The following is a 16,406-nucleotide window of genomic DNA, read 5'->3' on the forward strand; positions in this document are numbered from 1 at the left end:
AACGGTAAAGTTAGAAGCTCTCAGCTTGAAGCGTTTATTTAAAGTTTATAAGTTTAGGATTGTATCTTAACTAAACGACATTGGAAGTACATTACTTATGATGTTATTTCTTTTCAGCGGCAGCCGGTTTTGGCGCAGCAGTTTTTTTGGATACCGGCATCTTCATCATATTCCATCTTGCAGATTCTTCATCACCCAGCATGCTGCCCCAGGGTTTTAATTCTTCCACATGATCAAATACAACCTTACAGATAGCTACAAAAGGAAGGCTTAAAAACATGCCGCCCACGCCGCATAAACTGCCGCCAATTAAAACAGCTAATATTGAAACCAGTGCATTTAGCTGCACGCTTGAACCAATAATGCGGGGCACCAAAAGATTATTATCAATAAACTGCACAACAAGATACACCACCAGGCTGCCGAGCGTTATATAAATATCGCCGGTATTGCTGATGGTTACAATTGCAGTAAGTATTATAGCTATAAGGCCACCTATATATGGTATAAGATTTAATACTGCGCCAATTATGCCCAGCAAAATAGCGTAAGGCACACCTATCAACAATAAACCTACGCAATTAAGCACGGCAACGCAGGCAGTTTCTATCAGCAGGCCGGAAACATAGCTCTGCACAACCGCTCTTATCCTGCTTACTACCCTGGCAACTGTTTCCGAATGCTTTTTATCAAATACTTTAATGGTAAACATAATTAGGTGCTGCCTGTAATACATAAACAGGAATGTATAAATAGGTATTAAGGTAAGGGTGGCAAGAGAGCCGGTTAATGCGCCTAATGTTGTGCCGGCAACCGCTTTTACATTGTCCATATTTTGGGCATTTTGAATTGCCTGCTGCTGCTGTTGTTTTGAAAAATGAAACGTATCGCTTATCCATTGCTGCGCATTATTTAAGAAACTGGAAATATTCTTTTCTATGGCCGGAAGGTCATTCATGAATAAACCGATCTCATGTGTCAATAAGGTAAAAAGCCCAAACAAAACAGCAACGGCAATAGCAAGCGATAGCAATATGGCAATAACCCGCGGAAGCTTAATGCGCTCAAATAATTTTTCCATTGGGTGTAACAGCACTGCAATAAGGAAAGAAAAACCTAATGGCAAAAGAATTTCCTGCCCGATGTAAATGCCGTAAAACAAAAACCATAAAATAATAAGTACAAGAGCAAGGTGTGCATAAAAGGGTAGCTTCATATTCATAAAAGTAAATTTTAGCTGCGTTTATTGAACAAATACAAGGTATTCCCATGCCTGCAGCTCAAAGCTTTGAACGGCGCCAAGCTTGTAGGTGATACCTGAGAACAAATGTGTAAAACTTCCTTCAATCAAAGGGTGTGCTATTTTAAACTGCAATCTGTCCCTGTCGCTAAAATTCATTATAGCAAGCACCCTGTTTTTTTCTGTATAACGAATGAAAGCAAATATGTAATCGTTGTATTCCGTAGGCAATGCATCCATAGCTGCACCGTCATGCAATGCCGTATTAAAAGATTTAACTTCAAGAAGTTTTGTATAAAACAATTCCCGTTTTAAAGGTTCATTCCATTCAATACAATCTTTCTCAAAAAATTTTAAGCGCTTCAGGCTGGGTAATTCCTGGCCGCTGTAAATAAGCGGCATGCCCGGCCAGATGAAGCTGAATACGGCGAGCAATGCTGCTGCCTTACCATACTTTTCATACTCTGTTCCATTCCAGCTATTTTCATCATGATTGGAAGTAAAGAACAATTTCAGTGCGCCCGGCGGGTATTCATGGTATTCTTTTAAAACAAGCCTGAGATCGTGCAGGCCTGCAAAATTGTTTACCAGTTTTTCCGTGGCGTGCATCCATTTCCAGGCATACGTTACATCAAATACTTTATGATATTCCGGCACCTCGCATTCAGCCAGCCAGAATAAAGGTTTAATGGGTTCACACTGCGCTTTTGCCTCTTCCCAAAAATCAAGCGGTACCAGGTGTGCCATATCGCAGCGAAAACCATCAATATCACATTCCCTTACCCAGTATTGCATGCTTTCAATCATAGCGGCACGCATGTCTTTGATCTGGTAATTCAAATCAATCACATCAGCCCATCCATGCCGTTCAACAAAATTGCCCGCTGCATCTTTTTCATACCAGTCAGGATGCTCTTTCGCCCAATGGTGATCGTAACCTGTATGATTGGCAACCCAATCAATGATTAATTGAAGGCCCAGTTCATGCGCCTGCTTCACCAAATCTTTAAAATCGCTTATGTTGCCAAATTCAGGATTAATGGAAATATAATCGCTGCAGGCGTAATAACTGCCCAGTGTGCCTTGCCTCAATTCAAGGCTGATGGGTGTTATCGGCATCAGCCATAAAATTTTTACGCCCATGTTTTTAAGGCGGGGCAAATGTTGTGCAAAGGCTTTAAATGTTCCTTCGGTTGTATATTGACGAATATTTACTTCATAAATATTGGCGCTTGTTTTCCATTCCTGTGTATATATATTTCCGGCCATACATGAATATTACAACAGCAAAATAAGCTAACTGTTTCAAATAGCTTGTATTCAAAACAAATACTATTATTTTGTGTGCGTTAAAAATGAGCAGCGCACATCTCTCCCGTAAAATAAGTTTGTTACAGGCCAGCGCCATTAATATGATTGATATGGTTGGCATTGGCCCGTTCGTGGTAATGAGCTTTGTGGTTGAAAAAATGCAGGCGCAATATGCTTTTCTGTATGCATGGATTGCCGGCGCAATTTTGTCTTTTATTGATGGTATGGTGTGGAGCGAATTAGGCGCTGCATTTCCCCTGGCCGGCGGCAGTTATAATTTCCTGAAAGAAGGCTTTGGTGAAAAATGGGGCAGGCCCATGAGCTTTTTATTTGTGTGGCAAACCATGATACAGGCGCCATTGGTTATTGCGTCTGCAGCCATTGGCTTTGCGCAATATTTTAATTATCTCATTCCGTTAAGCAGGTTTGAAAGCAAAATTGTAAGCGGCGCAGTGGTGGCGCTCATTATTTTTTTATTATACCGGAAAATTGAAGCTATTGGTAAGATAAGTGTGATGCTTTGGGTTGGTGTATTTGTGATTATGGGCTGGATCATCATCGGCGCTTTTATGCATGGAAATGTAATGATGCCTTTGCAGCATTTGAATGATAATATTGAGTTGAACAGCGGCTTTGCTGCAGCATTGGGTTTTGCCTGCGTAAAAACAGTGTATAGTTATCTGGGTTATTACAATGTTTGCCATCTGGGCGGCGAGATCATCAACCCGGAAAAAAATATTCCGCGCAGCATGTTTATTTCTATTGCGGTTATTTGTTTTTTGTACCTGATGATGAACATAGGCGTGGCTTCCGTTTTACCTTTGCATACCATTGCCGGAAGCAGTTTTGTAGTAAGCGAGTACATTAATGTTATTGCCGGGCCAACTGCCGCCATGATTGCCACCGCTATTATTTTATGGGTGGCATTTGCCTCTGTGTTTTCGGCAACGCTTGGTTATAGCCGCATACCTTATGCGGCGGCAAAAGACGGTGCGTTTTTCGCTGTATTTGCAAAGCTGCATGCTACTAAAAACTTCCCTTATATTTCTTTGCTGGTATTAGGCGGCGTTGCTTTTATTTTTAGCTTGCTGTTCCGTTTGGGCGATGTTATTACTGCCATTCTTGCCATGCGCATACTAATACAATTTGTTGGGCAGGCAATTGGCTTAATGTTATTGCATAAGCGTAGGGGGCTCAGCTTTTTTAAATGGAAAATGCCTTTGTTCCCACTGCCTGTTTTGCTGGCCATAGCTATATGGTTGTTCATTTTTTATTCAACAGAAATACACATGATGCTGATTGCAGGCTGTATTATTCTTGCGGGAATAATAGCCTATCTTATAAAAGCATATTATCAAAAAGAATTTCCATTTAAAGATGAAGCGTTGCTGAAGGAAATTGATGAGATTGGGCAATCACACAAAATATAACAATCTTTCTATAATCATAAATCTTTAAATTTGAAATATGAAAATTGAGCTTCAATATGTGAACGATATAAATGGTGAAACGAAAGCCGTTCAGTTACCTTTGAATGAATGGGAAAAAATTCTCAATAAATTAAGAAAATATGAACAAGCCCTGCAACTTAAAACTGATCTTAAAGAAGCTTTTGAACAAGTGAGCCTTTTACGAAAAAAAACAGACCCTAACAGATTTTCTAAATGAGTTATAGTGTTATTCCGAGTGATAAGTTTAAAAAAGAAGCCAGACGGCTTATTAAAAAATACCCTTCGCTTAAACAGGAACTTGTTGCACTTAATCAATGCTTGGGATTTCGCCTGAAGCCGGTACTCCACTTGGCGGTAATACATATAAAATTCGTATTGCAATAAAAAGCAAAGGTAAAGGCAAGAGTGGCGGCACACGTGTTATTACTTATGTTGTTACTGAAAACAAAGAGGTTTATCTTTTAACTATTTATGATAAATCTGAATTTGATACAATTGATGACAAGGTTGTAAAAGTTATTATTAAAAGTTTGAAGCTTTTGGATAAGTAACCCCCGTTTATCTTTTTTTCACATCAGCCTTTCCAGCACATGCACTACAATCGGGCAGAACTCCGCATTCTTTAAAGTAATGTTTGGTCGCTTAATAAATACATCTTCATCTGTATAAGGAAAACGTTCGCAATCGGAAGGCCTTACCTCATAAATGCTGCAATAATTATCAGCGCCAAGAAAAGGACAGGGTGAAGATTTTACCACATAATCGCCATCTTCATCCAGCCTTAAATAGGTATCAATAAAATCACTTTCTTTTTGCCTGAGATGTTTGCTGATGCGTTTAATATCCGGTGTTTTAAAGCGCGGCGAATAATTCTTGCAGCAGGCCGCGCAATCAAGGCAGTTAATTTTCTCAAAGGCTTCTTTATTCAATGCAGGCAAGGCTTTCAGCACTTTGTTTTTATCGGCGCGCTGTAAGAATTGTTTATATTTTTTTAATTGAAGTTTCTCTGTTTGCTGCATCGGTGCAAAGGTATTTCAAGTATGTGTCTTATTTTTATAAAAAAACTATGACTTACGATAAGTCTGAATTGATGCGTTTACCTGCAGAAGAAAAAAGAGAACTTGCATTTGAATTGTTAGATAGCATTGATGAAGAGTTTGCAGAAAAAGAGCTTCCGGAATGGAAGCTTGTATTGATACGGAACGTTTAAAGTTAGATAAAGAAAATCCTGAAGATGCGGTTTCATGGAATGAGCTTAAGAAAAAATATATAAAATGATAAATTTTGAGCTGGTTATTACAAGGCAGGCTCAAATTAACATTGATGAAATTTTTGTTTGGTATGAAGAGCAGCCTGCAGGTTTAGGCAAAAAGTTCATACACGGGTTTGAAGAAATATTGATTACAATAAACCGCAACCCTTATTATGCTTCAAATATTGAAAAGGAAGCAAGAAGCGCCTCGATGAAAAGGTTTCCTTATGAAGCCGGGCATGATAATTTTTTCTCACACAGCCTGTCCCGAACCAGCTTCGGGAGGGGAATGCCTGCCTGCCGGTAAGGCAGGTACATAGCAAGGTTCCATCCGACCATTGAAAAAACAAAACATTTACGGATAAAATTATTTACTACACAGATGAGCAAAGAATGCATATAAGAATTCTGCATAATTACAGGTTTCGAACACTTGTGGTCAAGAGACTTCGCAGGGTTATGCATTGAGTTTCTGACTCAATAAAACCATAACGTTTGTTTATTATACCAATGCTTCGTACAATATTTCTATAGGGTGTTTGGCGATTACTTTGGTACCATCTTTAATCTGGTGGCGGCAGCTTGTGCCCGGCGCAGCAATAATGGTATCTGCTGTTTTATTGCGCACGGCAGGAAATAAAACCAGTTCGCCGATCTTCATGGAAAGTTCATAATGCTCTTTTTCATAGCCAAATGAACCGGCCATGCCACAACAGCCGGAAGGTATGGTTGTTACCGTATAATTTTCAGGAAGCGATAAAATCTTTACCGTTGGCGCAACAGATGATAAGGCTTTCTGCTGGCAATGGCCATGCAGTTTTATATTTCTTTTTTCTGTTTTGAACTGTTGCGCTGTTATATTGCCTTTATCAATTTCCCTTGCAATAAACTCATCAATCGTAAATACTTTTTTTGAAAGTTCTTTCGCTATCTCAAACAATTCATCATCGGCAAGGTCAACATATTCATCGCGGAAAGTAAGGATGGCTGATGGCTCAAGGCCAACCAAAGGCTTATCTTCCGTAATTAATGCATGCAGTGCAATAATATTTTTATTAATGATCTTTTTTGCATCGCGTATCAATCCTTTCGAAAGCCAGGTTCTGCCGCTTTCCTCATGCGCAGGCATAATCACTTCATATCCTAATTTCTCCAGCAACAAGATTGCTTTTATACCTATTTCCGTATCGTTATAATTGGTAAATTCATCACAGAAGAAATACAGTTGGCCGCCTTCTGCCTTCCGCCTTCCGCCTTCCGCCTTCCGCCTTTTTTCATACCAGTTTCGCAGCGTTGTCTTATATACCGTTGGCATGGAGCGTTCCCTCGCAAAACCAGACAGTTTTTTAATGATGCTGCTGGTGCTTTTATTCTTCACTGCAAAATTGTATATGCCCGGCATTAAAGCAGCAAGCTTTGCAGAATTGGTGAAGTTGGCAATAAGCTTACTTCTGAACGGAACGCCATGCACATCATAGTACTGCTGTAAAAATTCTGCCTTCAGCTTGGCTACATCAACATTGCTCGGGCATTCAGATTTGCAGCCCTTGCAGCTCAGGCACAAGTCCATCACTTCATAAATTTCTTTATGGTCAAAGCGGTTTGTTTTGTTTGAACGGGTTAGAAATTCACGCAGGATATTTGCCCTTGCCCTCGTGGTATCTTTTTCATTGCGCGTGGCCATGAAGGAAGGGCACATGGTTCCGCCGGACAAATGCGTTTTACGGCAATCGCCGCTGCCATTGCACTGTTCTGCATGCTGCAATATATCCTGGTTATAAAAGCGGAACAAGGTTTTAAATCCGGGCGTTTGCTGCCCCGGCGTATAACGCAGCATCGAATTCATTGATGGTGTATCAACAATCTTATGTGGGTTGAAAATATGCTGCGGGTCCCAGGCTTGTTTTATCTGCCTTAACAACTGGTAATTTTTCTCACCCACCATCTGCCGTATAAATTCACCCCGCAACCTTCCATCGCCATGCTCACCGCTTAATGACCCATGATATTTTTTTACAAGCGTTGCTATTTCTTCTGCGATTATCCTGAAGAGCCGGTTGCCTTCTGCTGTTTTTAAATTGATGATAGGGCGCAAATGAATTTCACCGCTGCCTGCATGCGCATAATGCACAGAATAAAGGCCATATTTTTTTAGTATAACATTAAATTCTTCAATAAAAGCAGGCAGGTCATTTACATCAACAGCCGTGTCTTCAATTACGGGAACCGCCTTATCATCACCGGGAAGGTTGCTTAATAAACCAAGCCCCGCTTTACGAAGGTCCCATATCTTTTTTGTGTCATCACCAAACAGTAAAGGGAAGTGGTAACCCAGGCCGGCGGCACGCATATCAGCTTCCACCTGTTTAGCAATCGCTTCAATTGCTGAGCGCGTATCTTTCTTGAATTCAACAACGAGAATGGCGCCGGGATCGCCCTGCACAAAAAACCGGTTCTTTCTTTGCTCAATATTATCTTTTGTACATTCTAAAATAAAATGATCTATCAACTCACTTGCGGTTGGATGATATTTTAAGGCAATAAGATTGGCGCGCAGTGATTCATCTATATTATTAAAATGCACACACAGCAAGCCTGTTTCTTTTGGCGGCAGCGGAACAACATTCAGTTTTATTTCTGTAATGAAGGCTAATGTGCCTTCAGATCCGGCAATAAGCTGGCAGAAATTAAAGTCTGGCCCGCCTGCCATAAATGGAGCGGTATCCAATAACACATCCACCGCGTAACCGGTATTCCTTCTTTCAATGCTTTTCTTTGGAAATTCTTTTCTTATCTCCTGCTGGTTCTCATAGTTGCTTAACAAGCTGCGGATGTTTTTATAGATATTGGCTTCAAGCGTTTCACCTTCGCATTTTGCATGAAATGCATCCATGTTCAGCGTCTTAAATTCGGCTTCGCTTCCATCACTTAAAAAAGCTTTTACTTCCAGCAAATGCTCACGGGTGCTTCTGTAAACAACAGAATTAGAGCCGCAGGAATTATTGCCCACCATGCCGCCCATCATGGCGCGGTTGGCGGTTGATGTTTCAGGCCCGAATAACAAACCATGCGGCTTTAAAAACATGTTAAGCTCGTCGCGGATAACGCCGGGCTGCACACGCACCCATCTTTCTTCCGTATTTAATTCAAGGATTTTTGTAAAATTTTTTGATACGTCAACAATAATCCCGTTGCCAACCACCTGGCCGGCAAGCGATGTGCCGGCTGTTCTTGGTATTAAGGAAGTTCTATTTTCGCTTGCAAACGCAATCAGCTTTTTTATATCTTCTTTTGTTTTGGGTATGGCAACCGCCGATGGTATTTCGCGGTAGGCCGACGCATCGGTAGCATATAAAATGCGCATCGTATCATCTGTATAAAATTCGCCTTCCAAACTGTTGCCTAACTGGTGCAATTGCTCTTTCATTTGCTTAATACATCTTTAACAGGGCAGCAAATTTAAGCTGTTTAATTAAGTTTAAGAGTTCACTTGTTCACGGGTTCACAAGTTGTTTTAATACCTGGTTGTTAATTGAAATTATAGACTGATTAGATGTGTAAGGTATAAGCGTTTACAGGGTGACGGATTGCTTAATTCTCGTTTGGGATGTAACCATCCGAACTTGCGAACCCGTGAACTTATAAAAACCTGTGAGCTCAAAACCGCTTAATGGCTTCAACCAGTTTGGCCCAACTGTATTTCTTTTTTTCTTCTCTTAAATAAGGCAGGAAGTGATCCTCACCCCATGTATAAAGCTGCATGATTTTTTGCGCTATGCTTTCAGCATTTGGTTCTGCTACCAGGCCAACTTTTTCATCAGGCACAAGCGAAGGCAAACCGCCCACATTGGTTACAAGCATGGGTTTTTCAAAGTGATAAGCCAGGGGCGTAACGCCGCTTTGCGTGGCGCTTCTGTATGGCTGAATTACAAAATCGGCAGCGCTTAAATAATATTTCACTTCACTGTCGGCAATAAAATTTGTATGAAGAAGAATGTTTGGCTGAAGCTGATGTTTTTCAATAATATCATCATATAATTTCCTGTCGTTATAAAATTCACCGGCAACAAGCAGTTTGGGAATTGCTGATTGCTGATTGCTGATTGCTGACGGCTGATTGCTGACGGCTGACTGCTTCAGCAACGCCATTGCTTCCAGTAATATATCAAGGCCCTTGTATTCGCGTATAAAACCAAAGAATAAAATGATCCTGTCATCAACGTTCAAATTCAGATGCTTCCTTGCCGTAGCTTTATCAATCTTATCGCCAAAATTATCGTATAAAGGATGCACCAGCTTTTTAGCAGGCTTACCGGTGAATGCATGCAGATCATTCAAAACCTTATCGCTCATCGTAATAAAGGCATCAACCGGCTTTATAAAATAAGAGGTAAATTGTTTATCGCCCACGCGTTTTTCATGCGGCAATACATTATCGGCAATACAGATGATCCTTGTATGATGGTTCTTCTTTACCATTCGCAAAATAGTACCGAAACATGGCCCCATTAGCGGCAGCCAGTAGCGCACCACGATAATATCAGGCTTTAATTTTTTTAATTCGTTGCCCACTTTAATCCAGTTAAATGGATTGATGGAATTAATGCAGACTTTTATATTCAGACCTCCCGGCGCAGGCTCAGTTGAATATTGCGATGTGCCCGGGAAAAGAAATGAAGGGTATTGTAAAGAGAATGTATAAATGGTTACCTCATCATGCTGGCGTTGAAATTCCCTTGCAAGCCTTTCGTCAAAAGATGCCAAACCACCGCGCAGCGGGTAAGCAGGGCCTATTATAACAACAGATTGCATTAACTAAACCCCGCTTTCTTTTCAATCAAATAATTATTCCGGTCGGCAGCATTGCGCACCACCAGCTCGGCGATAAACCCGGTAAGGAATAATTGCATACCGATTACCATAACCACCAGCGCTATATAGAAAATGGGCTTATTGGTTATGCCATAATTCACATCAACAATTTTGGCAATAATGAGATAAAGGCTGCTGATAAAACCTATGATAAAAAAAATGGTGCCGAATAAACCAAAAAAGTGCATGGGCCTTTTGCTGAAGCGGCCTACAAAAGTGAGCGTTGACAGATCGAGAAAACCATTGATAAACCTGTCCCATCCGAACTTGGTAACGCCATATTTCCTGGGGCGATGTTCCACCACCTTCTCTCCTATTTTTCTAAAGCCTGACCATTTTGCCAGTACCGGGATATTGCGGTGCATTTCGCCATATATCTCAATGCTCTTCACCACTTTTTTGCGGTATGCTTTAAGGCCGCAGTTAAAATCGTGCAGCTTTATGCCGGATATTTTTCTTGCCATCGCATTGAATATTTTGGATGGAAAGTTTTTGGTAAGCTTATTATCGTAGCGTTTTTTTTTCCAGCCGCTCACCATATCAAATTTATCTTCTGTTATCATGTGGTAGAGGCCGGGAATTTCATCGGGAGAATCCTGCATATCGGCATCCATCGTAATAACCACATTGCCCTGCGCTGCTTTAAAGCCTTCATTCAAAGCCGCGGACTTGCCATAATTGCGCTGAAATTTTATGCCCTTGATATTGGGGTTGCCTGCACTGAGCTTTTCAATAACACACCAGCTATCGTCCGTGCTGCCGTCATCCACCATAACAATTTCATAAAAGAAATTATTTTCATTCACCACGCGCACAATCCAGTCGCATAGTTCGGGCAGCGATTCTTCTTCATTGTATAAAGGAATAACGATTGATACATCCATTGCATTAAATTGGTTGATTGCCAAACGGGTCCTGGGGTTTTTTCTTAGCAATAGCCGCGCCAATTAATGAACTGATGGCGCCAACTATGGCGAACCCGACAATAATTTGAATAACTGTAATTAAAACAATATGATCTTTTACCATTGCCAGGCTTTGTTCTATCTGGCTATCAGAAACCTTCCCGCTCTCTTCCATTTTTTGCCTGGAGATTTGCATAATTTTGTCAATCATATCAGGAAATAAAACTTTAATGGCAAGAATTGAATAGATCAGAATAATTATAGTTATAACTGCAGTGGCCTTGAAGCCGTGGGCGAATAAATTACCAAAAGTAACATTGGCATTCAACTGATTTGAATAGCTAACACAAGCCCATATAATTCCGGCCAGGAAAATCGCATACTGCACATAAGAAAGTTCAGGGTGCTTCATGCCATCAGCAAAATATATAACGAGGCCATACACTATTAGTATTAGTGATATAATAAAGCCTTTTACCTGCGGTGTTGTTACTTTGTTTTCCATAACTTTTATTAGTTGTTTAAAATTAATGATCCCTTTGAAACCACACCCACCACTATTCCTTTTAATGCAACATCAAAAAAAGGCGTGTTGAACGACTTACTTTTATTTTTCTCTTTCGCAAATACAAATTCATTTTTGGTAAAGAGCGTAAGCGATGCTTTTTCTCCTTCTTTTATCGTTGTTTGCAACCCGAATATCTTACCTGCATTTATTGAAAACAGGCTGGCAATTTGTAAGGGCGTTAATTGAGGCAGCACAGTTTGCACAGCACTGTATGCTGTTTGCAAACCAATCATGCCGGGCTTTGCATATTCAAACTCACAGGTTTTGCTATCCCAGTCCTGCGGCAGGTGATGGGAAGCGATACAATCAATATCACCGTTCATTACAGCTTCACGCAAAGCCATCATATCGCTTTTGCTGCGCAATGGCGGGTTTACTTTAAGATTCGTATCATAGTTCTTTAAATCTTCATCACAAAAAAACAGGTGGTAAGGCGTAACAGAACAACTGATATTTAAACCTTCCGCCCTGGCGGCTTTAATTAATTCAACTGATTTTTTTGTGGTAATACCGGTTATATGCAGCCTGGACTGCGTATAACGAAGCAACTCAATATCCCTTGCAATCAACAGTTCCTCCGCAATAGCAGGAATGCCCTGCAACCCCATGCGCGTTGACACAATACCTTCATTCATTAAGCCCGAAGCATTGATGGACTTATCCTGTGGCAACTGTATTACAACGCCATCAAAAGCTTTCACATATTGCAGCGCTTTTAAAAACAAGCCTGCATTTTGAACCGGCTGGAGGCCATCTGTAAATGCCATGGCGCCGCTCTGCTTCATATCGTACATTTCAGCAAGCGCTGCCCCTTCTCTTTTTTTCGATACAGCGCCCAGCGGATGCACATTGATTTTTGTGTTGGCTGATTTTTGTTTTACATATTCAGCCTGCGTTTTATTATCAACAACAGGATTTGTATCAGGCAAAGTAAACACCTGTGTAAAGCCGCCTGCAGCAGCGGCGGCTGCGAGTGATGCTATAGTTTCCCGATATTCATAACCCGGATCGCATGCATGCGAAAAAATATCTATCCAGCCGGGAGAAACAATTATATCGTCTGAAGTAAAAAGCTGTGCAGATTCATCCGTAATGGCATCATCAATTTTTGCAATAACACCATCCTTAATTAAAATATCTTTTCTGATTCCGTTATAAGGAGAATTTGAATCTGCAATCAAAACCTGCTGCAGTATAATATTCATGTAATCGGCAAAATTTGGCAAATATAACCCGATTTTTAATTAAAAGCCCTTTACATTTGCAGCCCTTTAAGCTGTAGCCAGGTTTAAAAGGTTTCGGGTGGTGGCGCAGTCCGGTAGCGTATTTGCATGGGGTGCAAGGGGTCGCTGGTTCGAATCCAGTCCACCCGACTTTTGAGGTTTCAAAAGATTACAAAATGCCTGTAAATAATTGATTTGCAGGCATTTTTATTTTTCATCATGTTAAGTTATTTCAAACTATATCAGGATTTTTGAGACAATCCATGAAACTGTTTTTCTGGTAGATTTGTTTCAAAGAAACCTTTGCAATTGATAGATAAAGCGTAACATTTATCTTGATATACTTTGAAACGTTTTATTCTTATGTCTTTTTGGTGAAAATGATTGGGTAGTGGTAACCATATTTAATCATTTCAAAAAAAGTGTTGTATGAAAAAGACCTGACGTTCTTTATTGACATTATTATCAGGAAAGCAAAGAGCAACCCAACGCACGGCTACTTATCTGCAAAAGTTACTGTTAGCATCCAGATGCAGCAGTCGGACCCCGCAGGGCTGTAATAAAAACCTGCCCAAAACAATACTACATAATATATATGATTGCATGAATGTTGAGATTGCGTTGTGTTTTTCTACGCAAATGTTTTAAAAAGCATCTTTACATGACTTGGTTAACCTGCTATTCCGGAACGGATACGGAGACATCAATTATAAAATCAATATTTTTATGAGATATTTTGGTAGCATTAAGCCAACACGGGAAAATATACTGCATGTACAAGAGAGCGGCACAGCCATAATGCCACACGTTGCAGAAGCCGGCAACCAAAATATCAAATAAACTGTATGAAGTACGAAGCTGCCAAATTAAAAGATATATCCAAAGCATTAGGGCTATCTGTATCCACCATTAGCCGGGCACTGAACGATAGTTACGAGATAAGCGAAAAGACGAAAAAAATTGTACGGGAATATGCAGAGAAAATTAATTACCGGCCCAACCCGGTTGCAGTGAGTTTGCGTGAAAAACGCAGCCGGTCTATTGGCGTTATAATAGCTGAAATAGCCAATAGCTTTTTTTCGCAGATGATTAATGGCGTTGAATCGGTGGCACATGCTAAGGGTTATAATGTTATTATTACGCAGAGCCTTGAAAGTTATGAACGGGAACTAAGTAACCTTGAATTCCTGGCATCACGTTCGATTGACGGATGTTTGATTTCTGTATCAACAGAAACAAAAAATTTTGATCATATTACGCGCCTGCATAAAGTGGGTTTTCCGTTTGTATGTTTCGATAGGATAATTGATGATATAAAAACACATAAGGTTTCAATTGATAATTTTAAAGGCGCTTACGACGCTACAGCAGCACTGATAAAAAGCGGCTTTAAGCGTATTGCCATGCTGGGCAATGCCGAACATTTATCAATAACACAGGAAAGGCTGAGCGGTTATAAGCAGGCTTTAACGGATGCCGGGCTTGTATTTGAAGATTCGTTGATACGATACTGCCTGCACGGTGGCATGATATACGACGAGGTGGAACAGGCAATGAATGAATTGATGGGCCTGCGTAAAAAACCGGATACTTTTTTCGCCGCTTCTGATAAACTCACCACAAATTTTGTTCGTTACTGTAAAGCAAAAAAAATAAACATACCCAATAAACTTGGGTTGGTAGGCTTTAGCAATCTTGATCTTACCGACCTGCTATCGCCGGCGCTTTCGGTTATCCGGCAACCGGCTTTTGAAATGGGAAAGAATGCCGCCGAGTTATTAATAAAACTGATTGAAGCTAAACGCCCGCCTGCTGACTTCGAAAACAGAGTTTTGCCACCGGAGCTATTAATAAGGGGATCGTCGAAAAAGAGAAAGTAAGTTTGTTAATTGTGAATGGCCGGTTGTGGGTTATGGTGCGTGAAATTAAACGCTCAGGCCGGGAGGCCTTGAAAAATATTTGTTTAAACGGGATTAAGTGCCAGGCAAACATGAGATAGTATTGCATGATTATAAAAAACACATGCTGTTGCATCTGATCAAATTAATGCTATGCTTCACTAAAAAAGACAATTATATGCGCACTGCACATCTTGCAATATGCCTGTTGTTTGCCGCAGGCTTATCAATATATAATAGTAATGCACAAAAAAGCAATGCAGGCACAAAGCCCAATATTATTTTCATTCTTGCCGATGATCTTGGCTACGGCGATATAGGCGTTTACGGCCAGCAAAAAATAGAAACGCCAAATATTGATGCGCTGGCAAAAAAGGGAATGCAGTTTATGAATTATTACTCCGGCACATCGGTTTGTGCGCCGGCAAGGGCTACTTTTTTTACCGGCCTGCATACCGGCCATGCACCAGTGCGTGGCAACAAATCTTTTCAGCCCGAAGGGCAAACGCCACTGCCGGATTCTGCTGTCATTTTCGCCAATATTTTGCAGCAGCACGGTTATGCTACTGCTGCATTCGGCAAATGGGGGCTTGGTTATATCACTACCTCCGGCGACCCGGCTAAAAAAGGATTTGATAAGTTTTATGGTTACAACTGCCAGTCGCTTGCCCATAATTATTATCCCGATCATTTATGGGACAACCATGAAAAAATTGAATTTCCCGGTAACCCGGAAAAGAAAGAAGTATATTCAGCAGCGCTTATACACCAGCAGGCCCTGGCATATATTCAACAGGTTAACCAGCCTTTCTTTCTTTACCTGCCATACACGCTTCCGCATGCAGAGCTGATAGTGCCGCACGACAGCCTCTATTATCATTACATAAAAAAATTCAACGAACAGCCTGATACCTCCGGTAATAAATACGATGGCCGCATAACAGACCCTTACCCCCGCGCCTGTTATGCCGCTATGGTTACAAGGCTCGACAGCTATGTGGGCGAAATGGTAAAAGCAATTGAACAAAAAGGCATGGCGGAAAATACGCTGATCATTTTTGCCAGCGACAACGGCCCGCATAAAGAAGGTGGCAACGACCCCGAATATTTCAACAGCAACGGCATTTACCGCGGCATAAAGCGCGATTTATATGAAGGCGGTATACGTGATCCTTTTATTGCATACTGGCCGGGTAAAATAAAGCCGGGCATAACCAGCCAGATCTGTGCCTTGTGGGATATGTACCCAACTTTTTTAGAACTGGCATCTGTACCCCTGCAGCAAAAAACTGACGGGCTTTCTATCGTGCCAACGCTGCTGCAGAAAGGCAGGCGGCAGCAGCATGCATATCTTTATTGGGAGTTTCATGAGAACGATGGCAGCCAGGCTGTGCGGTGGAAAAACTGGAAGGCGGTGCGGTTAAAGGTGAATAAAAATGCAGAAGCGCCCATTGAATTGTATGACCTGGAGAAAGACCCTTCAGAACAAAATAATATTGCCGGGGAACATACAGATATAGTAAAGAAGATGCAGGCCATGATGAATGAAGCGCATGTTAAAAATAAAGACTGGCCTTTACTGCCTGGTGAATTTGCAGGCCAATAATTTTGGCTCAGCGATAGAGTATCTTAAACAAATGCCGGAAAAGGCCTCTTTAGTGACAGATTGATCGGTACGAAGACGAC

General features: G+C 41.0%; 15 protein-coding genes and 1 tRNA gene. 8 read left to right on the plus strand and 8 right to left on the minus strand.

Annotated features, from left to right (window positions below):
- Positions 1 to 103: 103 nt before the first annotated feature.
- A complete protein-coding gene (locus QM629_RS16790; RefSeq protein ID WP_415161047.1) occupies positions 104 to 1,222 on the minus strand; it encodes an AI-2E family transporter in 1,119 nt (372 codons plus the stop codon).
- A gap of 21 nt (positions 1,223 to 1,243) precedes the next feature.
- A complete protein-coding gene (locus QM629_RS16795; RefSeq protein ID WP_415161048.1) occupies positions 1,244 to 2,509 on the minus strand; it encodes an alpha-amylase family glycosyl hydrolase in 1,266 nt (421 codons plus the stop codon).
- Between the two features lie 71 nt (positions 2,510 to 2,580).
- Between QM629_RS16795 and QM629_RS16800 the strand changes: the two genes are divergently transcribed.
- The 3 genes from QM629_RS16800 to QM629_RS16810 all read left to right on the plus strand — a co-directional run bounded on the left by QM629_RS16800 (position 2,581) and on the right by QM629_RS16810 (position 4,553).
- Entirely contained in the window at positions 2,581 to 3,981 is a 1,401-nt protein-coding gene (locus QM629_RS16800) for an APC family permease (protein ID WP_415161049.1), read from the plus strand.
- Between the two features lie 37 nt (positions 3,982 to 4,018).
- A complete protein-coding gene (locus QM629_RS16805; RefSeq protein ID WP_415161050.1) occupies positions 4,019 to 4,219 on the plus strand; it encodes a hypothetical protein in 201 nt (66 codons plus the stop codon).
- Positions 4,220 to 4,316: 97 nt separating this feature from the next.
- Positions 4,317 to 4,553, plus strand: a complete 237-nt coding sequence (locus QM629_RS16810; RefSeq protein ID WP_415161051.1) for a type II toxin-antitoxin system RelE/ParE family toxin — start codon at positions 4,317 to 4,319, stop codon at positions 4,551 to 4,553.
- Positions 4,554 to 4,571: 18 nt separating this feature from the next.
- Here the strand turns inward: QM629_RS16810 and QM629_RS16815 are convergent, their stop codons facing one another.
- On the minus strand, positions 4,572 to 5,021 hold the full coding sequence (locus QM629_RS16815) for a YkgJ family cysteine cluster protein (protein WP_415161052.1): 450 nt from the start codon (positions 5,019 to 5,021) through the stop codon (positions 4,572 to 4,574).
- A gap of 47 nt (positions 5,022 to 5,068) precedes the next feature.
- Here QM629_RS16815 and QM629_RS16820 point away from each other — a divergent pair, with 47 nt between their 5' ends.
- Both QM629_RS16820 and QM629_RS16825 read left to right on the plus strand, forming a co-directional pair.
- On the plus strand, positions 5,069 to 5,212 hold the full coding sequence (locus QM629_RS16820) for a hypothetical protein (RefSeq protein WP_415161053.1): 144 nt from the start codon (positions 5,069 to 5,071) through the stop codon (positions 5,210 to 5,212).
- A 64-nt stretch (positions 5,213 to 5,276) separates the two neighbouring features.
- Positions 5,277 to 5,561 carry a hypothetical protein gene (locus tag QM629_RS16825; protein WP_415161054.1) on the plus strand — a complete coding sequence of 95 codons (285 nt, stop codon included), beginning with the start codon at positions 5,277 to 5,279 and terminating at the stop codon, positions 5,559 to 5,561.
- Positions 5,562 to 5,756: 195 nt separating this feature from the next.
- On the opposite strand, the gene QM629_RS16830 is transcribed toward QM629_RS16825, so the two are convergent.
- The 5 genes from QM629_RS16830 to QM629_RS16850 form a co-directional block, all read right to left on the minus strand.
- Positions 5,757 to 8,681: an FAD-binding and (Fe-S)-binding domain-containing protein gene (locus QM629_RS16830; protein WP_415161055.1), complete on the minus strand. Its 2,925-nt coding sequence runs from the start codon at positions 8,679 to 8,681 to the stop codon at positions 5,757 to 5,759.
- 230 nt (positions 8,682 to 8,911) lie between these two features.
- Positions 8,912 to 10,066 (minus strand): glycosyltransferase, encoded by a 1,155-nt coding sequence (locus QM629_RS16835; protein WP_415161056.1) that lies wholly within the window; start codon positions 10,064 to 10,066, stop codon positions 8,912 to 8,914.
- The gene (locus tag QM629_RS16840) at positions 10,066 to 11,010 is read right to left on the minus strand and encodes a glycosyltransferase family 2 protein (protein WP_415161057.1); all 945 of its coding nucleotides are present in this window, start codon (positions 11,008 to 11,010) and stop codon (positions 10,066 to 10,068) included. Before QM629_RS16840 ends, QM629_RS16835 begins: the two co-directional genes overlap by 1 nt.
- Positions 11,011 to 11,014: 4 nt before the next feature.
- Complete coding sequence (locus QM629_RS16845; protein WP_415161058.1) at positions 11,015 to 11,536, minus strand: DUF4199 domain-containing protein; 522 nt, start codon at positions 11,534 to 11,536, stop codon at positions 11,015 to 11,017.
- 8 nt (positions 11,537 to 11,544) lie between these two features.
- Positions 11,545 to 12,804: a dihydroorotase gene (locus tag QM629_RS16850; protein ID WP_415161059.1), complete on the minus strand. Its 1,260-nt coding sequence runs from the start codon at positions 12,802 to 12,804 to the stop codon at positions 11,545 to 11,547.
- A 94-nt stretch (positions 12,805 to 12,898) separates the two neighbouring features.
- On the opposite strand from QM629_RS16850, the gene QM629_RS16855 reads away from it, so the two are divergent.
- The 3 genes from QM629_RS16855 (at position 12,899) to QM629_RS16865 (ending at position 16,326) form a co-directional block, all read left to right on the plus strand.
- A tRNA-Pro gene (locus QM629_RS16855) sits at positions 12,899 to 12,972 on the plus strand.
- Positions 12,973 to 13,667: 695 nt separating this feature from the next.
- Complete coding sequence (locus QM629_RS16860) at positions 13,668 to 14,702, plus strand: LacI family DNA-binding transcriptional regulator (RefSeq protein WP_415161060.1); 1,035 nt, start codon at positions 13,668 to 13,670, stop codon at positions 14,700 to 14,702.
- 196 nt (positions 14,703 to 14,898) lie between these two features.
- Positions 14,899 to 16,326 (plus strand): arylsulfatase, encoded by a 1,428-nt coding sequence (locus QM629_RS16865; RefSeq protein WP_415161061.1) that lies wholly within the window; start codon positions 14,899 to 14,901, stop codon positions 16,324 to 16,326.
- Positions 16,327 to 16,406: the final 80 nt, after the last annotated feature.

Origin of the sequence: Parafilimonas sp., from assembly GCF_047606085.1 — a bacterium.
Lineage (GTDB): Bacteria > Bacteroidota > Bacteroidia > Chitinophagales > Chitinophagaceae > Parafilimonas.

What these genes read in the sequence shown, in the direction of transcription:
- QM629_RS16790 (WP_415161047.1), bottom strand. Translation starts at nt 1,222, where the DNA reads ATGAATATGAAGCTACCCTTTTATGCACACCTTGCTCTTGTACTTATT.
- QM629_RS16795 (WP_415161048.1), bottom strand. Translation starts at nt 2,509, where the DNA reads ATGGCCGGAAATATATATACACAGGAATGGAAAACAAGCGCCAATATT.
- QM629_RS16805 (WP_415161050.1), top strand. Translation starts at nt 4,019, where the DNA reads ATGAAAATTGAGCTTCAATATGTGAACGATATAAATGGTGAAACGAAA.
- QM629_RS16810 (WP_415161051.1), top strand. Translation starts at nt 4,317, where the DNA reads ATGCTTGGGATTTCGCCTGAAGCCGGTACTCCACTTGGCGGTAATACA.
- QM629_RS16815 (WP_415161052.1), bottom strand. Translation starts at nt 5,021, where the DNA reads ATGCAGCAAACAGAGAAACTTCAATTAAAAAAATATAAACAATTCTTA.
- QM629_RS16820 (WP_415161053.1), top strand. Translation starts at nt 5,069, where the DNA reads ATGACTTACGATAAGTCTGAATTGATGCGTTTACCTGCAGAAGAAAAA.
- QM629_RS16825 (WP_415161054.1), top strand. Translation starts at nt 5,277, where the DNA reads ATGATAAATTTTGAGCTGGTTATTACAAGGCAGGCTCAAATTAACATT.
- QM629_RS16830 (WP_415161055.1), bottom strand. Translation starts at nt 8,681, where the DNA reads ATGAAAGAGCAATTGCACCAGTTAGGCAACAGTTTGGAAGGCGAATTT.
- QM629_RS16835 (WP_415161056.1), bottom strand. Translation starts at nt 10,066, where the DNA reads ATGCAATCTGTTGTTATAATAGGCCCTGCTTACCCGCTGCGCGGTGGT.
- QM629_RS16840 (WP_415161057.1), bottom strand. Translation starts at nt 11,010, where the DNA reads ATGGATGTATCAATCGTTATTCCTTTATACAATGAAGAAGAATCGCTG.
- QM629_RS16845 (WP_415161058.1), bottom strand. Translation starts at nt 11,536, where the DNA reads ATGGAAAACAAAGTAACAACACCGCAGGTAAAAGGCTTTATTATATCA.
- QM629_RS16850 (WP_415161059.1), bottom strand. Translation starts at nt 12,804, where the DNA reads ATGAATATTATACTGCAGCAGGTTTTGATTGCAGATTCAAATTCTCCT.
- QM629_RS16860 (WP_415161060.1), top strand. Translation starts at nt 13,668, where the DNA reads ATGAAGTACGAAGCTGCCAAATTAAAAGATATATCCAAAGCATTAGGG.
- QM629_RS16865 (WP_415161061.1), top strand. Translation starts at nt 14,899, where the DNA reads ATGCGCACTGCACATCTTGCAATATGCCTGTTGTTTGCCGCAGGCTTA.